Annotated in this window: 13 protein-coding genes; 4 read left to right on the forward strand and 9 right to left on the reverse strand. The window is 72.5% G+C overall.

Going from position 1 to position 18,160, the window contains the following annotated elements; genetic code table 11:
* Window positions 1-120: 120 nt before the first annotated feature.
* From BLQ91_RS20955 to BLQ91_RS42805, 5 genes are all read right to left on the reverse strand, one after another.
* Window positions 121-4,839 carry an SDR family oxidoreductase gene (locus tag BLQ91_RS20955; RefSeq protein ID WP_090098897.1) on the reverse strand — a complete coding sequence of 1,573 codons (4,719 nt, stop codon included), beginning with the start codon at window positions 4,837-4,839 and terminating at the stop codon, window positions 121-123.
* Window positions 4,836-7,739: an SDR family oxidoreductase gene (locus BLQ91_RS20960; protein WP_090098899.1), complete on the reverse strand. Its 2,904-nt coding sequence runs from the start codon at window positions 7,737-7,739 to the stop codon at window positions 4,836-4,838. Before BLQ91_RS20960 ends, BLQ91_RS20955 begins: the two co-directional genes overlap by 4 nt.
* Entirely contained in the window at window positions 7,736-9,034 is a 1,299-nt protein-coding gene (locus tag BLQ91_RS20965; RefSeq protein ID WP_090098901.1) for an acyltransferase domain-containing protein, read from the reverse strand. The genes BLQ91_RS20960 and BLQ91_RS20965 overlap by 4 nt, the downstream gene beginning before the upstream one ends.
* A 224-nt stretch (window positions 9,035-9,258) precedes the next feature.
* On the reverse strand, window positions 9,259-9,567 hold the full coding sequence (locus tag BLQ91_RS43790; protein ID WP_425412507.1) for a hypothetical protein: 309 nt from the start codon (window positions 9,565-9,567) through the stop codon (window positions 9,259-9,261).
* Window positions 9,568-9,753: 186 nt separating this feature from the next.
* Window positions 9,754-11,022 (reverse strand): alpha/beta hydrolase, encoded by a 1,269-nt coding sequence (locus BLQ91_RS42805; protein ID WP_245733699.1) that lies wholly within the window; start codon window positions 11,020-11,022, stop codon window positions 9,754-9,756.
* Window positions 11,023-11,105: 83 nt separating this feature from the next.
* Between BLQ91_RS42805 and BLQ91_RS20980 the strand changes: the two genes are divergently transcribed.
* On the forward strand, window positions 11,106-11,687 hold the full coding sequence (locus BLQ91_RS20980; RefSeq protein ID WP_245733700.1) for an acetoacetate decarboxylase family protein: 582 nt from the start codon (window positions 11,106-11,108) through the stop codon (window positions 11,685-11,687).
* Here the strand turns inward: BLQ91_RS20980 and BLQ91_RS20985 are convergent.
* From BLQ91_RS20985 to exaC, 4 genes are read right to left on the reverse strand one after another with little or no spacing between them, the layout of a single operon-like run.
* Window positions 11,675-12,487 carry a hypothetical protein gene (locus BLQ91_RS20985; protein WP_090098906.1) on the reverse strand — a complete coding sequence of 271 codons (813 nt, stop codon included), beginning with the start codon at window positions 12,485-12,487 and terminating at the stop codon, window positions 11,675-11,677. The two genes, BLQ91_RS20980 and BLQ91_RS20985, sit on opposite strands and share 13 nt — an antisense overlap.
* Window positions 12,484-13,338: a DUF2199 domain-containing protein gene (locus BLQ91_RS20990; protein ID WP_090098908.1), complete on the reverse strand. Its 855-nt coding sequence runs from the start codon at window positions 13,336-13,338 to the stop codon at window positions 12,484-12,486. Before BLQ91_RS20990 ends, BLQ91_RS20985 begins: the two co-directional genes overlap by 4 nt.
* 9 nt (window positions 13,339-13,347) lie before the next feature.
* Window positions 13,348-13,716 carry a DUF779 domain-containing protein gene (locus BLQ91_RS20995; RefSeq protein WP_090098910.1) on the reverse strand — a complete coding sequence of 123 codons (369 nt, stop codon included), beginning with the start codon at window positions 13,714-13,716 and terminating at the stop codon, window positions 13,348-13,350.
* Complete coding sequence (gene exaC, locus BLQ91_RS21000) at window positions 13,716-15,239, reverse strand: acetaldehyde dehydrogenase ExaC (protein WP_090098912.1); 1,524 nt, start codon at window positions 15,237-15,239, stop codon at window positions 13,716-13,718. Before exaC ends, BLQ91_RS20995 begins: the two co-directional genes overlap by 1 nt.
* 127 nt (window positions 15,240-15,366) lie before the next feature.
* On the opposite strand from exaC, the gene BLQ91_RS21005 reads away from it, so the two are divergent.
* The 3 genes from BLQ91_RS21005 to BLQ91_RS21015 are packed head-to-tail and all read left to right on the forward strand — an operon-like array spanning window position 15,367 to window position 18,150.
* Window positions 15,367-16,491: a GAF domain-containing protein gene (locus tag BLQ91_RS21005; protein ID WP_245733701.1), complete on the forward strand. Its 1,125-nt coding sequence runs from the start codon at window positions 15,367-15,369 to the stop codon at window positions 16,489-16,491.
* Between the two features lie 23 nt (window positions 16,492-16,514).
* On the forward strand, window positions 16,515-17,264 hold the full coding sequence (locus BLQ91_RS21010) for a hypothetical protein (protein WP_090098917.1): 750 nt from the start codon (window positions 16,515-16,517) through the stop codon (window positions 17,262-17,264).
* A 28-nt stretch (window positions 17,265-17,292) separates the two neighbouring features.
* On the forward strand, window positions 17,293-18,150 hold the full coding sequence (locus tag BLQ91_RS21015) for a PfkB family carbohydrate kinase (RefSeq protein WP_090098919.1): 858 nt from the start codon (window positions 17,293-17,295) through the stop codon (window positions 18,148-18,150).
* Window positions 18,151-18,160 lie beyond the last annotated feature (10 nt).

The following is an 18,160-nucleotide window of genomic DNA, read 5'->3' on the forward strand; positions in this document are numbered from 1 at the left end:
ACGGGCCATCTCCTCGGCCTGGCCGAGAAGACGAGGAGCTCAAGTTCTCATTCCACCGATCATTGCCGTCCTCGGAGGGGGAAATCCCTGTGCGTCCCGTGAGGTGATCAAACCGGCGGTTCAGGTCACGGCCACCCCGGTCAGGCGCAGAACCGCACGCCCGCCCGCGACGGCGAAGCCCTCCTCCGCCGTGCCACCGACCGCGTCGGCCGACCGGCAGTCCGGGGCGGCGGCAAGACCGCGCACGGTCAACCGCTTCGCCGTTTCCGGGAGCGCCAGCAGCGCGTGCAGTGCCGGGTGGGGCAGGCAGGCGACCGGGGCGGGCGCGCCGCACCACAGGTCGGCATCGGTGTGCGCGCGCACCGCCCGGGTGGCGCCCGGTGGCCGCGCAGGCAGGTCAGGGGGCTGGTCGCGGTAACGCAGTACCGCCGTGGCCACCTCGCCCTCGGTGCCGGTGACGGCTACGCGGACCTGCCAGGTGTCCTCGTGCCACTGGCCGGTGGCCGTGAAGTCCAGCACCAGGTCGCCGTCGAGCCGGAGACCGGCCAGCGTTATGTCCACTGTGGACATAACGGTGAGGTGTTGGCGGGGGTGCCCTTCCGGCCGTACCCAGTCCCCGGCAGCCAGCAGGTGCTCCAGCAGCACGGGTACGGACAGCGCGCCTCCGGCCAGGTGCGGTTCCCCTGCCGGGGACCAGTGGTGCCGGGTGACGAACCGCTGGTGTTCGGTGAACTGGAGCACCTCGCCCAGCAGCAACCGGGTGGTGCGGATCCTGGGCCAGTCCGGGCTGCCCTCGGGCCACGGCCAGGCGCGGACGAGGTGCGGCCGGGCCATCACCCCGAGCCTGCCGAAGTAGCTCACCGTGCTGGTGCCCTCGGCCAGCTCGGCGAGCCAGTGGGTGGTGGCCTCCTCCGGACGTACCGTGCTGCCGTAGCGCACCGCGCCGTGGTAGCTGACGATGTTGCCGGTGCGTTCCCAGGTCGGCCAGCGCACGACGTGCACCGGTACGCCCGTGTGGCCGGCCGTCCACCGGCCGAGCCTGCTCAGCGCCCCGCTGCCCGCCGCGTAGGCGGTGTGGCCGATCATGCCGCCGAGTTCGGAGATCGACCCGGCGCAGCTGATCTGGCGCAGCGGCCGGTCCTGGCTCGCCCGTGCGGTCAGCGCGGAGACCAGGGTGGTGAAGCCGGTGACCCGGACGGCGACCGCGTCGATCACCTCCTGCGGGGTGAGGCGGGCGAAGCGGACCCCCCGGTAGGTGGCGGCGTTGTGCACCAGGACGGTCGGGGAGCGCGGGAGTGCGGCGAGCATCTCGTCCACCTGCGCGCGGTCTGTGACGTCACAGGGCAGGTAGCGGATGGGCAGGCCGGCGGCGAGGTTGTTCCGGGTCTGCCGGATGAACTCCTGGGCGGCCACCGTTTCCCGGCCCCTGGCCAGTCCGCCCGGAGTGCGCGCTGCCGCGATCAGGGTCTGGGTGCGCCAGGCGGCGAAGGCTTCCTCGTCCAGGTCCGCCCCGGGGCCGCACAGCTCCCGCCGCCCGGTCACCACCACGTCCGCGCCGGTCGCCGCGAGCGCCTTGGCCAGCTCGAAGCCCACGCCCCGGCCGCCACCGGAGATCAGCACGCAGTCGCCGGGACCGACCGGTGGGGCGTCCACGGCAGGTGGTGCGATCCGGGCGTGCGGCACGTAGCGGCCACCCTGCCGGTAGCCGACTTCCAGGCAGTCCCATTCGGTGGTCTCCGCGTCCACCGCGTCCGCGATCAGTGCCGCGTCCACCCGGTCCAGGTCGACGGTTTTGGCACGTAGCCCGGGCAGCTCGACCATCAGGTTCTTGGCCAGTCCCGCCCAGGCCCCGCTCAACGGCTGCGGCACCGCCTCCCCGGAGCTGCCGAACAGGCCGTCGCCGTGGCTGATCGTCAGGTAGAAGTGCCGGTCGGCCTCCGGGGTGGCCAGCCAGCGGTCGTAGACGGTGTGCAGGGCGGCCGTGGTGGTCAGCAGCGCCGCCCGCCAGGCCTCTTCGCCCAGCTGGTAGTCCGGTGCGCCGGTGAGGGTGAGGTCGACGATGCCGTCCCAGTCCGCCGCGGTGGTCTCCGCAGCGGTGCGGGCGACGGTGACGTGCGCGCCGCGTGTGCTCAGCAACCCCGCGACGGCGGTGGTGAGCGGTGTGTCCAGGCCGAGCAGCAGCACGTTCCGCCCGCGCAGCCCGCCCACCCCCTTGAGCCGGGGTACCGGTACCGGCTCCTCCACCCAGCGCTGTACCGGGCGGGCGAAGTCCAGCTCGTCGTAGGCCAGCAGCTGCGGCCGCAGCGCGGGTTCCTCCGCCGGCCACCGCACGGGTGGTGCGGTGGCCGGCCGGGGGTGTTCGTCGACGGTGCGGAACTCCCCGGTGTGCTGGTGGACGTACCCGATCATCTCGCCGGTGACGTCCAGCATCCGCACCAGCAGCCTGCCGTCGGCGCCGAGCACCCCGCCCCAGGCCCCGTCCCGGGTGCCGAGCACGGTCAGTTCACCACCAGCGTGCGCGAGATCGTTGCCGCCGCCGTAGAAGTCGATCCGCCCGATCGATCGCGGTACCACCACCGGGCTCCACTCCGCGGGCGAGACCGCGCACACCTGGGCGAGCGTGTCGCACAGCACGGCGGGCAGCAGCGCCCCACCGAACCAGCGCCCCAGCACGGGACCGTCCAGCACCACCCGCGCCCGGTTCGCGTGCGCCCCCGTGTCCACCTCCGAGTAGCTCGCGAAGATCCCGGACAGCGCCGCGACCGGGTTGGGCAGCTGGTAGGGACTGCGCCGCGGGACCGGTTCGGTGACCACGGGCAGCCGGTCCGGCACCGGACAGTCCGGGGCCCGGTCCCGCAGCACCACCGACAGGCGGAAGTGCTCCCGGTCCCGGACCAGCACCGTCCCGTCCGGCGCGACCACATCGGTGAGGATGCGCACCAGCACCACGGACTCGTCCTCGGTGCCGGCCGTCAGCTCCGCGACGATCTTCTTGCGCGCGGGTCGGCCGGCGTGCACCCGCAGGAAGTGGCTGAACGACACCTCGCGCACGGCGACCGGTACGCGTCCGGGCACCAGGGCGGTCGCGGCCTGTGCGGCGATCTCCACGGCCAGCAGGCCGGGCAGCGTCGGATGGCCACCGATCAGGTGCTCGCTCAGGTAGCCGTCACGGTCCAGGTCGAAGACCCGGTGGGCCACCAGCCCGGCTTCGGTGCGTTCGGTGATCTCGTCCAGGAAGAACGGCCGCTCCCGGGGCGCCCAGACCGCGGTGCGCCGGGGCAACTGGGCCGCGGTGACCCGGCGTTCGACCTCGCCGAGGTAGGCGAGCGTGGGCTCGGTCCGGGCCTGGGCCAGCTCGGTGAGGAAGTGCGCGAAGCCCTCCTCGGCGGGCATCAGGGACAGGTGCCGGGTCAGCGCCTGGGCCACCAGGGGATCGGCCGCGCGGGGCGTGCCGTCCCACAGGCCCCAGCCGAAGGTGGTCTCCTCGGTACCGGTGGCCCGGGCGGCGGCGGTGAACAGGAAGTCGTTGGCCGAGCTGTAGTCGGTCTCGCCGTGGATGCCGAGCAGCCCGGCCAGCGAGCCCGCGTTGACCCAGCGGCGCGGCGGCTGCCCGGCGAAGGCGAGCTTGAGCGCGCGGTAGGTGTGCACCTTGACATCGCGCACGAGCTGGAAGTCGGCCAACGACTTGGCGGGCAGCTCCGCGGTGCGGTTGAGGCCGGAGAAGTTCAGCAGCAGGTCCACCGGCCCGGCGATCGCGGCCCGTACCCGTCGTACCGCGTCGGCGTCGCGGGTGTCGCACACGTGGTAGTGCACTCTGCCCTCGCCGCAGATCTCGGTGAGCCGCGCCAGGTTGGCGTGCACCTCCCGGGCCTGGGCGAGCCGTTCCAGGCGTTGCCTGGCCGCGGCGAGCCCGCCCGTCGCGGTGAGCAGGACCTGCCGCCGCCGGGCCTGGTGCGCGGCGTGGTCCTCGGTCAGCGCGGTGTGGTCGTGTGCGGCGAGATCGGTGGTACCGAGCACGTGCAGCACGGGGCGGGCGTGCGCGGCCAAGCCGAGCAGGGTGGTCATGCCGATGCCCCGGCCGGCTCCCGCGCCGACCACCACGGCGTTCTCGGCGAGCACCGGCCGCGCCGGGGCCAGCGGGACCGCCTCCGCGCGCTGGGTCAGCCGCAGCCCGCCCGCGCGGACCACCCCGGGCAGCACGTGCCGCGCGGCGGTTTCCTCGGCCAGTTCGGCCGTGGCCCGCGCGGGGCCGGCCGAGGTGAGCAGCACCCGGCAGTGTGCTCCGGCGAGCACGGGTTCCACTTCCATGGCCTTGACCAGCCCGGTGAACAGCCCGGCGTGGGGGTGCACGCGGCCCTGTTCGTCGGCCCCGCCGCAGAGCACGACGTGGAAGCTCAGCAGCCCGGCCGCCGACTTGGCCGCCAGGAAACAGGCGTCGTGCAACCGCAGCACGGCCTCGGGTGAGGAGGCCGGCCACTCGCCGGCCGGGGGCAGGCAGGCGAGTACCCGCACATGCCGGTGGCCACCGGGAACCTCGGTGCCCGGTCGCAGCACGGTGGTGTCCGGCAACGGGTCGAGCAGTCCGTCCGGCACACCCTCGCCGAGCACGATCAGGGTGTGCTCGGGGACCAGTGGCCAGGGCGCGGGCTCGGCCACCCGGGGATCGGGCCGCCAGCACACCACGTGCCGCTGGAGCACGGTGGCCCGTCCGGGTGCGGCGGCCCGCAGCCGGGATGTCCGTCCGCCGGGCAGGGCGGGCCGGGTGACGACCTGTCCTTCGGACTTCCCGGTCAGCACCTCGAGCAGTTCGCGGGCACCCTCGGCACCGGACAGCCTCATCTCGCCTCCGCTCGGTCGAGCTCGGCGAGCACCGGGACGTGCCAGGCCCGCGCCAGCTCCGGGGTGGTGACCGCGAACAGGTAGGCCCCCTCGGCGCCCGCCCGGTACGGGTTGGCGCTGACCCCGCCGACCAGCGCCAGCGTCAGCTCGCCGCCGTCGAGGTAGCAGCCCGCGCTCTCGAACGCCTGGAGCAGCGAGGCCTCTCCGCCGTCCACGACGAGGTTGAGACCGTGCAGGTCGGCGAGGTTGGCCACCCGCGAGGCGATGACGTTGGGCATCACGCCGGGCTGGGTGTCCGCGTTGATCTCCGGCCAGGTGCGGTCGAGCTCGGCCCGCAGCCCGGCCAGGAACACCTCGTCGCGCACGGTGTCGCGGAGGTCGTCGAAGTGCACGCGCAGCTGGGCTCCTTGCATCGCGCCGGTCTGCCCGAGCTGGCCGAACAGCACGCCGGTGGTGTCCCGGTGGGTCCGGCACAGCGCGCGCACGGGTTCGGGCAGCAGCCGCCAGCACTCGATGGCCAGCACCTGGGCCCGGTCGATCCGCCGCAGCACGGGCTTGGGCAACGGGACCCCGGGCAGGTCCGGGATCGGGTACACCGGGCCGAAACCCGCCGCGCCGTCCGCCGGTTCCCGCGCCGCCCACCCGACGACGGCCAGCCGTTGCCGGGGGACCGGTTCCCGGGCCTGGACCTGCCACTGGTCCGGGAGGTACTCCGAGACCACGGCGGTCGCGTTGGTGCCGCCGAAACCGAAGGCGGAGACCGCGCCGGTCCGCGCCCGGCCGGTGGGCAGCCAGTCGACGGGCTGCCGGGGCACGCGCACCATGGGCGCGTGTTCGACGAGGTGTGCGGGCAGCCGGGTGAACCGGTGCTGCGGCGGGATCTCGTGGTGGCGCAGGCACAGCAGCAGATGGATCAGTGAGACGACACCCGCGGGCCAGCCGGTGTGGCCGATCACCGACTTGTTGGACACCACCGTCAGCGGCCGGTCCGCCGGGTAGACCTCGGCGATGCCCAGCAGTTCGGCGCTGTCCCCGGCGGGGGTCGCGGTGGCGTGCGCGATGACCACGTCCACCTCGCCCGGTTCGGTACCGGCTTTGGCCAGGGCGCGGCGGGCCGCCAGGACCTGGCCTCGGCTGGCCGGGGCGTTGATCGCCTTGCCCTTGCCGTCAGCGGACAGGCCAACGCCTCGGAGCACGCCGAGCACGGTGTCCCCGTCGGCTTGGGCGCGGGAGAGCTTCTTGAGCACCACCAGGGCCGCGCCGTCGGCGAACAGCACTCCGTCGGCGTCCTCGTCCAGCGAGCGGACCTGGCCGGTCGGGGACAGTCCGCCCATCTTGGCGAAGGCCACCATGTAGGTGACCTGCATGGCCGCCGCGCCACCGCAGACGGCGACCTCGCAGCGCCCGGCCCGCAGCTCGCGGACACCCCGGTCCAGGGCGTACAGCGAGGAGGAGCACGCGGTGTCCACCACGTGCACGGCCGAGTCCTCGGGCAGGATGCCCCGGATCGCCCCGGCCGCGATGGCCGGTGGCAGCGAGTCCGCCGTCTCGCCCGTGCCCCGGCGGAACCGGGTCCGGGTCCGGGCCCGGATCGCAGCTTTGTCCTCTGCGGACAGGTGCTGACCGAGCGGACCGTCCAGGGCATCGGACAGCGCGGCCAGGACCTGGGCCTCGGAGTGGTGCTGGCTGCCGTCGGCGGTCAGGCCGACGCAGAAGGCGAAGCGGTCGGTCGCCCTGGTGGTGGTCTGTTCCAGGGCCTGGTGGAGGCTGTGCCGCAGCCACAGCAGGCCGAAGTCGGTGGCCGGGTTGTCAGCGAGGCCTTCGGCGGCGAGCTCGGGGTGTGGCTGGAAACCGGTGATCAGGCCGCAGGCCGGCTGGCTGCCCTTGTCCGGGACGTCGCCCCGGCCCGGGGTGAACGCGGCGGTGACCCAGCGCTCGGGCGGCGCCTCGGTGAACAGTTCCGGGCCGTCGTTGAGCACCTGCCAGAACTCGTCGGGGCTCGACGCGCCCGGGACGGCGAGGCCCATGCCGACCACCACGATCGGGTCGCCGATCTCGGGCTCGGGCAGGGGGACGGGCACGGGCTCGAGCACGGGTGCGGGCTCGGGCAAGAGGGCGGGCTCGGGCTCGGACACCGAGCCGCACATCAGCCGCACCCCGCCGTCGGCGTCGATGGTCTGCCCGGTGATCCACCGGGAGCGGGGCGAGGCCAGGAACGCGACCAGTTCGGCGAACTCGTCCGGCTCGCCGATGCGGTGGCCCAGCGGGGTCCTGTCCACGATGCTGCGCGCGAAGGACTCGTGGCCGGGGAACATCCGGCCGCCCGGGGTGTCCAGCAGACCGCCCGAGGCCGTGTTCACCCGCACGCCCGCCGGCCCCAGCTCCACCGCCAGATACCGGGTCATCGCCTCCAGGGCCGCCTTGGTGACCCCGATCGCCAGGTAGTCCGGGAGCACCATCCGGGCGCCGGTGGAGGAGATGTTGACCACGCTCGCCGAGCCGCTGGCCAGCAGCAGGGACCGGGCCGTCCGCACACACCGCAGTGGCGCCAGGAAGTTGACCGCCAGCACCCGGTCCAGGTCCTCCTCGGCGAGGTCGAGTCCCGGTGCGAACAGGCCCAGCGCGGCGTTGTTGACGAGGATGTCCAGCTTGCCGTGCTCCCGGCCGATGGTCGCCATGATCGACTCGACGTGCTCGGGCTTGGTGACCGAACCACGGGCCAGCCGCACGTCCAGGCCCTCGGCGGTGAGCCGGGCCGCGATCTCCTTGCCCTGCGGGTAGGAGTGGAAGCAGTTGAGGTAGACCACCGCGCCCCGGCGGGCCAGCAGCTCGACCACCGCGCTGCCCACCCCGCCCGCGCCCCCGGTGACCAGGGCGATCCGGCCGTCGAGTTCGGTCATGGCCGCGCGGCCGTGATGTAGTCGGCGATCTTGCCGAGCGTGTCCAGCTCGGTGCCGCGGAAGCCGGGCGGCGGGGCGGGCAGGTCGAACAGGGTGCGGATCCGGGTCATCAGCTCGGTCTGGCGCAGGGAGTCCACGCCGAGATCGGCCTCCAGGGAGGCGTCCTCGGTGAGGACCTCCACCGGGTATTCCAGGGTGTCGGCGTACAGCTCCCGCAGCCGGGCGAGCGCCGCCGTGCGATCCGGTGCCGGTGCCGCTGTCGGTGCCGCTGTCGGCTCGGGTGCCGCAGGCACCACCGGCCGGGGTGCCTCCGCGCGCGGCACCGGGACACCCGCGAGGTGCGCGGCCACCGCGTCCAGGTCCGACATGGGCCCGGGGGCGGCGAAGGTGGGTACCACCGAGGCCAGGGGCAGGGCCCCGCGCACCAGCTTGGTGAGCACCTCGCCCGCGCCCAGTTCGACGAACACGCGTGCGCCGTCGGCGGACAGCCGGGCCAGCGTCTCGCGGAAGCCGACCGGTTGGGACAGCTGGAGCCCCAGCAGCGCGGCCAGGTCGTCGCCGTCCCGGTAGCGCCTGCCGAGGATGGGGGAGTGCACCGGCACGGCGAACGGGTGCCGCCGGTAGCCGGCCACCCGCCGGGTGAGCTCCCGTCCGGCGGGGACCAGTGCCGGGTGGTGGAAGCCGTACGGGGAGCCGAGCGGGCCGGCAGCGATCCCCAGGGCCCGCGCCACCTCGGCCGCGGCGGCGAGGTCCTCGGCCGGGCCGGACAGCACGCTCTGCTCCTCGGCGTTGTCCACCGCCAGGACCAGGCCGGGTGCGGCGAGGAGGGTCACCAGGAGCTCGGCCCGGTCACGTCCGCAGCGCAGCGCCAGCATGCCGCCTTCAGGGGCGTGCGCGCGCAGCACCTCATTGCGGTCACACACGATCGCCGCGCCGTCCGCTACCGAGAAGACCCCTGCCGCGACCAGTGCGGAGATCTCCCCGAGACTGTGTCCCAGCAGCAGATCCGGGGTGGCGCCCCTGGCGGCCAGTGCCCGGTGCGCGACCACCGCGGTGGCGTAGATCGTCAGCTGGAGCTCGTCGGCGTGGTGCGCCACCAGGTCTTCGAGGGAGGGCGCGGGGTCGGCGAACACCAAGGCACTGACCGTGCGACCCGTGCGGGCGCGGTGGGCCTCGTCCACGGCGGCGAAGACCTCGCGGACCACCTCGTCCCCGCCCGCCCACGCCTGGCTGAGCACGCCCGGCCGGTACGCGCCCTGGCCGGGGCACAATCCGACGATCGGCTCTCCGCACATCAGATGTCACGCACCCCGTCGTTCTCGGTGATCGTCGGCGAAAACCAGCGCTTCCGCTCCCGGTTCGACGTTCTAACACGAGAACGACCGTCAGGATGAGGACAGATTCCGATCCGTGGAACAGCCATCTGCGCACTGCCTCAACGATGGTGGACCTCGTGCGCAGAAGACCTGGCTCGGTCCATGACTGCGTGATCAGGCAGGCGGCTGTCGTCTGCGGCCGGTCAGTCGACGGGAAGGATTTTCTTGCGCAGCGGGCTGAAGCTGGCGGCGAACTCGCGCACCTCCGAGCAGCGAGTGATCATCTCCGGGCGGGCAGCGATCAGGTCGGGGGCGCCTTGACCCAGGCCCTGGGCGGAAATGCCGAGGCGGACGCCCCTGACGCCGGTTGGCGAGGTTCCGTTCAAGGCGATGATCCCCGAGCACACGGACCAGCTCGCTCGCCGCAAGGCCAAGGGCTCGGCCGGCGGCAGGCCACCGGCCTTCGACCCCGAACTCTCCCAGGCACGCAACATGGTCGAGCGCTGCTTCAACCGGCTCCAGCAGTTCCGCAGCCTGGCAACCAGGTTCGCGGAACGAGCCGCCTACCACCGAGCCGAGATCATCCTGGTCCGCATCGGCCTTCACCTCAGGCGAAGACTCGCAGGACAGGCTGGTGGATCAGGCGATGACCGGGAGGCAAGCCCGGCCGCGGGACACCGCGGCCGGGCCGGCGGGGGTCAGCGGGGCGCGACCCGCGACTCGTACGGCGCGGGCTTGTACCAGGGGTTGAAGAAGCAGCCCGTGCCGTATTCCCGGTCGTGGCCGGCGCAGGAGGCGGCAATCTGGAACGGGGTGGAGCGCAGGCCGCGTTTCTCCCAGGTGGCAAGGGACTGCATGGCCGCGGCGTACTCGGAGTCGCTCAACGAGCTGTGCGTCGCTTCGGTCGTGAAGGTCTGCACGAGGTTGTACCAGCGGCCAGCCTTCCGCACGGTGTCGCGGTAGGCCGACTCGTGTTCGACGAACGCCGTCGGGTCGCCGATCGCGTGCAGGGACAGGACCGGGATGTCGATCTTGCCCGTGAGGTCGCTGTCGTACGCCAGTTCGGCGCGGGCCGCAGGGTCGGCGGCGAAGCGTTCGACGCCTGCGTTCAAGGCCTTGTCGTCGTGCGAGCCCTTGTAGACCACGCCGGCGTTGGTCCACGGGTTCCGGTCGCCCAGTCGGTTGTGGACGATGTCGCGGAACGTGAACGTCGCGAAGTTCAGGTGCGAGTTCAGGGTCTCCTCGGGGATCTTGGTGACGGCGAGGACGTCGGTGAGCTTCTGCTGCTGCTCGGGGGTGCGGCTGCCCGCCACGCCGAGGCATTCCTCGACGCGGCCGCGCAGGCCGGCGGCCGTCATCGTCGAGCCGGGCCGCAGGCCCTGCCACAGCGGGTACTGCACCTCGGACGGGCGCGGGTGGTTGCCGCAGTAGTACTGGTAGACCACGCGCAGGTCGACGCGGTAGTCGTAGCCGCGCGAGCCGCCCGCCATCACGCCGTTGGTGAGCAGCGCCGCGTCGTAGCCCCGGTAGAGCTCGACGGTCTTGGCCGCGACGTTGCCGCCCCACGACTGCCCGTGCAGGAACACCTTGTGCGGCTTGAGCATCCCGCTGACCATGCGGCGCAGGTTGTCCGTGTCCTCCGCCGCCATCCGGGTGCCGTAGCCGCCACGGCGGTACGACGTGCCGGCCCAGGCGTAGCCCTCCTTGACCATGACGGCCCAGCGGTTCAGGTCGTCGCGGGTGCGCTCGGGCGTGGGGTCGCCGAGGTCGGGACCGCCGTGCGAGTGCACGACCAGCGTCTTGTTCCACTTCTTCGGCACGGCGACCGTGTAGTAAGCGCCGTTGGCGTCCCGGCCCTCGTAGCAGGTGGTGCCGGCGGGGACGTTCTCCGGGCATGGTGCGGTCGGGGGCAGGTGCATCGGCGACGTGAGACTCGCGGTGAGTGCGAATGCCAGCAGGACGTTCATGGCGGGAATCGTCGGTCCGCTGCGGCAAGTGGTCCAGGTCACTCGTCCGAACTTGGGACTTCCCTGACGTTACGATCGGGGACGTGCGGTACCCACCTGAGCCCTGGCACATGAGGGGATCCGCCGTGATCTCCGTGTTCCGCGTACCGCGCGACGAGGTGCCGCGGGAGCACCTGCCGCGCGGCGCGAGACCGATCACGCTGGCGGGCAGCGCCTTCGTCGCCGTCGCGTTCGTGTCGTACGAACCGGGCAGCGTGCTCACCTACGAAGAGCTGCTCGTCGCGGTGCCGGTCCTGGACCGCGGGGCGGTGGCCGTGTCCGTGCCGCAGATCTGGGTCGACAGCGAGGCGTCGCGGCAGGGCGGCCGTGAGCTGTGGGCCATCCCGAAGCAGCTCGCCCGTTTCGGCGCTGGCTCGTCGATCGCGGCGGTCGCGGTCAAGAGCCTTCTGCCGCTGCCGGGCAGGTGGCGGTTCGCGGGTCCGATCGCCCAGCACCTCGACGGCAGGGACGTGCGCGCCCGAGCCGTCATGTCCGGCCGCTACCGCCTGGCCGAGGCCGCGTGGCTGGTGCCGGCCGGCGGGCCGCTGGGCTACCTGACCGGACGCACGCCGCTGGTGAGCGTCGCGATGGACGACATGCGGCTGACGTTCGGTCAGGGCTCGTAACGGACGCTGTTCAGCACGTGGCGCGCCCAGGCGTGGTCGGCCGGGTCGTCGTAGAGGCACGTCACGAGCAGCAGTTCGCCGAACCGCGCGACGTGGCCGTAGAACTCGTGCCGGTGCGTGGTGAGCCACAGCGCGTGCCGCAGCTCGACGCCGTCCCGCACCAGGAACCGCTGGCCGGCGGGCACGTCCGGCGCGTTCTCCAGAGCCATCTCGAGGAACCGGTCGGCGGGCATGCCCTGCAGCTTGCGGGTGTCGACGAACACCGCGCGGCCGGGTGCGGCGAACCGCAGGCCGTCCGGGAGCAGGCGCGGTGTCAGCCCGGCGGTGCGCTCGACGCTCCACGGGCCGCGCACCTCCTGCTGGAACGAGATCGGCAGGGCGACCGGGAACGCGCTGAGCACCCGGTCGCGGTCCCAGGTCGTGCCGAGCAACGGGTGCTCGACGAGCTCGGGCGGCGTGCCGGGTTCGACGACCTCCGCGACGACCTCGGCGCCGTGCAGGTCGTCCCACGGCTTGATGTCGTGCGCGAACGTCCCCGTCAGCCGCAGCGACGGGTCGCCCCACGCCTCGGCGGCGCGCCGGGCTGCCGCGGCGGTGACCCGCATCCACGCGTCGAACCACAGCTCCAGGTCACCGGTCAGCTCGACGGGGAGCGCGCACCGGACGTACGCCTGCTCGCCCAGCAGCACGTTGCCGTCCGCGAGGCGTTCGGCTCCCGCCGCGCCGGCGGGCAGGCCGAGGTCCAGGTCCAGGGCGCCCGGCTCGTCGACCTCCGCGCCGCAGCACGCGCAGGCCGTCATCCGATGTACCGCACGCTGTTGAGCACGTGCTGTGCCCACGCGCTGTCTGCCGGATAGCGGTACACGCAGCGCACGGAGATCATCGTGCCGGGACGGACGACGTGCCCGTGGAAGACCTGTTCCTCGTGGCCGTCGATGACCTCGCTGAGCCAGAACGCGTGCCGCAGCTCGGGGCCGTCGTGGGAGACGGAGTGCTCGGCGGTCGCGGGGTAGCCGTCGAGGACCGCGCCGAGGAAGTCGCTGACGCTGCCGCCGGTGAGGTCGGCGTAGACGTCGAGCGCGACGCGGCGGCCGGGGCTCGTGAACCTGACCGTGCGGCCCTCGACCGCGCACCGCATGCCCTCGGTGCGTTCGACGGACCAGACCTCGCCGAGCGTCTCGCGCACGGGAACGGGCAGCGGGTGCCGGATGCGGCACAGCACCTCGTCGCGGTCCCATTCCCGCTCCAGCAACGGGTGCGAGGTGAAGTAGGGGAGCTCGTCGGTGTTGAGCACGGCCGCCTCGACCGGCACGCCGAAGACGTCCCACGGCTTGATGACGTTCGCGAACCTGCCGGCGACGCGCAGGTTCGCGTACTGCTCGTCGTTGTCCCACACGGCGTGCGCGTACATCGCGTCGACTTTGCTGATCTGCGTCCACGCCCCGAACACGAGCTCCGTTCCGCCGGTCAGCCGAACCGGGAGCAGACAACGGATGTAGGAGTCACCGTCCGGTCCGACGAGCAGTCCGCCCGTCGGCGCTCCCAGCTGCCCGCCGGGTACGCCGATCAGCTGCTCCGGACGGTTCAGCCGGTAGTCGATGCGGTCGGTGGACGTGATCTCGGCTCCGCAGCATCCGCATTGGACGGTCATGCGCGCATGTTAGAGCTCCTCGTCCAAGAGCAGACGCGAACGCACCAAGAAGCGCACTCCCAGTGGTGCCTCCAGGGAGAAACCGCTCCCACGGCCCTTCACGACGTCGATCGTCAGGTGCGTGTGGCTCCAGTGCTCGAACTGCGCCGCGGACATCCAGACGGGAACCGTGAAGGCCTCCGCGGGCGGCTCCGGGGCCACGTCGAGGTCGCCGAGGTGCACGTCCGACGAGCCGGTGCGGAACTCCCCGAGCGGGTAGCACATCGGGGCGGAGCCGTCGCAGCACCCGCCGGACTGGTGGAACATCAGCTCGCCGTGCTCAGCCCGGAGGCGGCGCAGGAGAGTCGCCGCCTCCGGGGTCAGGGCCACGCGGGGCATCAGAAGAAGCCCTGGGCGTTCCGCGAGTAGCTGACGAGCAGGTTCTTGGTCTGCTGGTAGTGGTCGAGCATCACGCGGTGGTTCTCGCGGCCGATGCCGGACTGCTTGTAGCCGCCGAACGCCGCGTGCGCCGGGTAGGAGTGGTAGTTGTTCACCCACACCCGGCCCGCCTGGATGTCGCGGCCGGCGCGGTAGGCCACCGAGCCGTCGCGCGACCAGACGCCGGCACCCAGGCCGTAGAGCGTGTCGTTGGCGATCTTCATGGCGTCGTCGTAGTCGGAGAACCGCGCGACGGAGACGACCGGGCCGAAGATCTCCTCCTGGAAGATCCGCATCTTGTTGTCGCCCTCGAACACCGTCGGCGTCACGTAGTAGCCGCCGGACAGCTCGCCGCCGAGGTCGGCGCGCTCGCCGCCGGTCAGCACGCGGGCGCCCTCCTGCCTGCCGATGTCGATGTACGACAGGATCTTCTCCAACTGGTCGTTGGACGCCTGCGCGCCGATCATCGTCTCGGTGTCGAGGGGGTTGCCCTGCTTGACGGCCTTGGTGCGCTCGACGGCGTCACCGAGGAACTGGTCGTAGATCTCGCTCTGGATCAACGCCCGCGACGGGCAGGTGCAGACCTCGCCCTGGTTCAGCGCGAACATCGTGAAGCCCTCGAGAGCCTTGTCGTAGAAGGCGTCCCGCTGCGCGGCCACGTCGTTGAAGAACACGTTCGGCGACTTGCCGCCGAGCTCCAGCGTGACCGGGATGATGTTCTCGCTGGCGTACTGCATGATCAGCCGGCCGGTGGTCGTCTCGCCGGTGAACGCCACCTTCGCCACGCGGCGCGAGGACGCGAGCGGCTTGCCCGCCTCGACGCCGAAACCGTTGACGACGTTGAGCACGCCCGGCGGGATCAGGTCGGCGATCAGCTCCATGAGCACGTGGATCGACGCCGGGGTCTGCTCGGCCGGCTTGAGCACCACCGCGTTTCCCGCCGCCAGGGCGGGGGCGAGCTTCCACGTCGCCATGAGCAGCGGGAAGTTCCACGGGATGATCTGCCCGACGACGCCCAGGGGCTCCTGGAAGTGGTAAGCGACCAGGTCCTCGTCGATCTGCGAGATTCCGCCCTCCTGGGCGCGGATCACGCCCGCGAAATAGCGGAAGTGGTCCACCGCGAGCGGCAGGTCGGCGGCCAGCGTCTCGCGGACCGGCTTGCCGTTCTCCCACGTCTCGGCGACCGCGAGCTTCTCGAGGTTCTCCTCGACGCGGTCGGCGATCTTGTTGAGGACGTTCGCGCGCTCGGCGGGCGAGGTCTTGCCCCAGGCGCGGGCGGCGCCGTGGGCCGCGTCGAGCGCGAGGTCGACGTCGTCGGCGGTGCCCCGGGCGATCTCGGTGAACTCCTCACCGGTGACCGGGGTGGGGTTGGCGAAGTACTCGCCCTTGGCGGGCGGTACGTACTCGCCTCCGATGAAGTGGTCGTACCGGTCGCGGTACGTGACCACGCTGTCCGGTTGCCCCGGAGCCGCGTACTTCGCCATGGGCGTTCCTTCCGCGTCGTTGCGAACAGGTGGCGAACGTAGAACCGGCAACGTTTCACCCGCGTTGCATCCGATCGGGGCAACGGGATGCTTGCAGGCGCGGCGACGCGGCCTGCATCCTTGACTGGTGCACCCAGCTGAGCTGGGGGACGCCCGCCCGGTGATCTTCGAGTCGTGGCGGCGGTCCCTCGCCGCGCGCGTCGACCCGGACCGGCACGAGGCGCCGGTCGTCTACGCGCCCGACGAGATCGCGGACCTGCGGGGCGCGCACCCGCTCGCGCACACCGTCCCGCTGCTGCGCGGCACCCTGTCGATGGACGACACGATCATGATCGTCACCGACGCGCGCGGGCACATCCTGTGGTGCGAGGGTGACAACCGGATCCGCCACCGGGCCGACCGCGTCCACCTCACCGAGGGCTCGCGCTGGAGCGAGGACGTCATCGGCACGAACGCGATGGGCACCGCTCTCGTGACCGGCCGTCCGGTCACCGTGCACTCGCGCGAACACCTGGTGCGCACCTACCACGGCTGGACGTGCGCCGCGAGCCCGATCCACGACCCGCACACCGGCGTCCTGCTCGGCGTCGTCGACGTCAGCGGGCCGCTCAAGACCATGCACCCGGCCGTCGCGCAGCTCGTGTGCGCGGCCGCCCAGCTCGCCACGCACCACCTGCGGCAGTTCGCCCCGCGCCGGCACGTGCTGACGCTGGAGTTCCTCGGCGGGCTGCACGCCGACCTCGACGGCAGGCCGCTCGCGCTCACGCTGCGCAACGCCGAGGTGCTGACCGCCCTCGCCCTGCACCCCAGGGGGCTGACGGCCGAGCAGCTCGCGTTGTTGCTCTACGGCGAGCGGGGGAACCCGACCACGGTCCGCGCGGAGCTGCACAGGCTGCGCGCGCAGCTCGGTGGTGTCCTGCTGACGAGGCCGTACCGGCTCGACGCGGTGGTGCGCGGCGACTTCCTGGACGTGCGGACGGCACTGCGGTCCGGCGACGCGGGCGAGGCGACCCGGCACTACAGCGGTGACCTGCTGCCGCGCTCGGACGCCCCGGTGGTCCGCGAGGAACGGACCGACCTGGCCGCCGCGGTGCGCAGGGGCGTGCTGGAGCGAGGCGACCTCGACGCGCTGCTGGCGTTCGCGGACAGCGGGGAGGACGCCGAGGTGCTCGAACGCCTGCGGGTGTCGCTGCCCGTCACCGACCCCCGGCACGCCCTGGTCTCCTCGCGCCTGAAAAGGGCGCTGGAATAGGCTTTCCCGCAAGGGGAGGGCGAGTGAAGCAGTGCATCAACTGCATGACCAGGTTGCCGCGCAAGGAAGTCACCGAGGTCGCGTGGTGTGCTTTGTGCGCGCCGTGCCTGCGGGTCGTGGCGGACCAGATGAAGGTGCTGCACGACAGGCCCGGTGGCGCGCCCGTGCAGATCCGGCAGTGCGGCTGGTGCGGTGTCGCGCGGTCCTGCGGTACCGCAGCGCGCACGCGGTGCCTGGTGTGCCTGGACGACAGGTCGGTGCCGGACCCGGCGGTGCAGGAGATCGCGCACCGGCTGGAGCTCGACGGCACCTGGCGGGAGAACTCGGAGCTCATCGCCGCGACGACCGTCAAGGTCCGGCTCGCCAGGTACGCCCGGCCGGGCTGGACCGTGCTCGCGACCGACGTGCACGGGTTGCCGTGGACGGGCTTCCGCTGGCTCACGAAGTCGCACGGCACGTGGGGCCGCAATGACGAGACGGGCGAAGTGCAGCAGCTCAAGCGTGCGCGCGGGGAGGCGACACTGCTCTACCTCGTGCGGTACGGCAAGGTGCTGAAGTTCGGGCGCGGCAGCGAGGACAGGGTGGGCGCGCACGTCTCGCAGGGCGCCGTGCCGGTTCTCGTGCTGACCGCACCGGGCGAGCAGGTCGCCGTCGCGAGGGACCGGCTCAAGCGCGAGCACCGCGGCGAGATGGTGTCGCCGCGGACGCCGGTCGACCTCTTCGCCGTGCTGCCCGGCGGCGAGGACGTCACCGATCGGTTCTCGCGGAGTTGATCGGCCCCCGGCCGGGTAGTCCTGCACCGTGGACGAAGTCGTCGTGGTGGGACAGATCGCACGGGACCTGGTCCTCGTCGTCGACGAGGTGCCGGACGCCGGGGGCACCGCGCCCGTGCGGGAGCGCCGGGAGGTGCTCGGCGGCAAGGGCGCGAACATCGCGGTCGGCCTGGCGCAGCTGGGCGCGCCGGTCGCGCTCGTGGGTGTGGTCGGTGACGACGACGTCGGTGAACGGCTGATCGCGCGGGCCGCCGCGGACGGGATCGCGACCGGAGCCGTGGTGCGCCGCCCCGACCAGGAGACCGGGCTGATCGTCGACGTCGTGGCGGACGGCTGGCGCTACCTGGAGCACCTCCCGGACGACCTGCTGCTGCGCGAGGAAGACCTGCCGGTCGACCTCATCGAGGGCGCGGCCGCCGTGGTCGTGCAGCTGCAGCAACCGCCCGAGGTCGCGTTGAAGGCCGCGCGGGCGGCGCGGGGCCGCGTCGTGCTCGACGGCGCCCCCGAACGGCTGCGAGCCGAACTGCTGGAGTGCGCCGACGTCGTGCGCGCCGACCACCGGGAGGCCGAGCTGCTCACCGGCTGGACCATCAAGACAGCGGACGACGCGGTGAACGCGGCTCGCGAGCTGATGCCCAAGGAGCTCGTCGCGTTCGCCGTGGACGACGTGGGCAACGTGTTCGTCTGGGACGGGGGAGAGCTGGTGGTGCCCCTGGGCGACGTCGAGGTCGTCGACACGACCGGAGGCGGCGACGCGTTCGTGGCGGCGTTGACGTTCGCGCTCACGCGGGGAGACGGCCCCGAGGACGCTGCCCGGCTGGCCGTGGAGGCGTCCGGGGCCACCGTGACGCACCCCGGCGGACGGCCTGAGCTCACCGGACGCTGATCAGTCGCGT

Source organism: Lentzea jiangxiensis (genome assembly GCF_900104175.1).
In the GTDB taxonomy this organism is placed as follows: domain Bacteria; phylum Actinomycetota; class Actinomycetes; order Mycobacteriales; family Pseudonocardiaceae; genus Lentzea; species Lentzea jiangxiensis.

What these genes read in the sequence shown, in the direction of transcription:
- BLQ91_RS20955 (WP_090098897.1), bottom strand. Translation starts at nt 4,839, where the DNA reads ATGAGGCTGTCCGGTGCCGAGGGTGCCCGCGAACTGCTCGAGGTGCTG.
- BLQ91_RS20960 (WP_090098899.1), bottom strand. Translation starts at nt 7,739, where the DNA reads ATGACCGAACTCGACGGCCGGATCGCCCTGGTCACCGGGGGCGCGGGC.
- BLQ91_RS20965 (WP_090098901.1), bottom strand. Translation starts at nt 9,034, where the DNA reads ATGTGCGGAGAGCCGATCGTCGGATTGTGCCCCGGCCAGGGCGCGTAC.
- BLQ91_RS42805 (WP_245733699.1), bottom strand. Translation starts at nt 11,022, where the DNA reads ATGAACGTCCTGCTGGCATTCGCACTCACCGCGAGTCTCACGTCGCCG.
- BLQ91_RS20985 (WP_090098906.1), bottom strand. Translation starts at nt 12,487, where the DNA reads ATGACGGCCTGCGCGTGCTGCGGCGCGGAGGTCGACGAGCCGGGCGCC.
- BLQ91_RS20990 (WP_090098908.1), bottom strand. Translation starts at nt 13,338, where the DNA reads ATGACCGTCCAATGCGGATGCTGCGGAGCCGAGATCACGTCCACCGAC.
- BLQ91_RS20995 (WP_090098910.1), bottom strand. Translation starts at nt 13,716, where the DNA reads ATGCCCCGCGTGGCCCTGACCCCGGAGGCGGCGACTCTCCTGCGCCGC.
- exaC (WP_090098912.1), bottom strand. Translation starts at nt 15,239, where the DNA reads ATGGCGAAGTACGCGGCTCCGGGGCAACCGGACAGCGTGGTCACGTAC.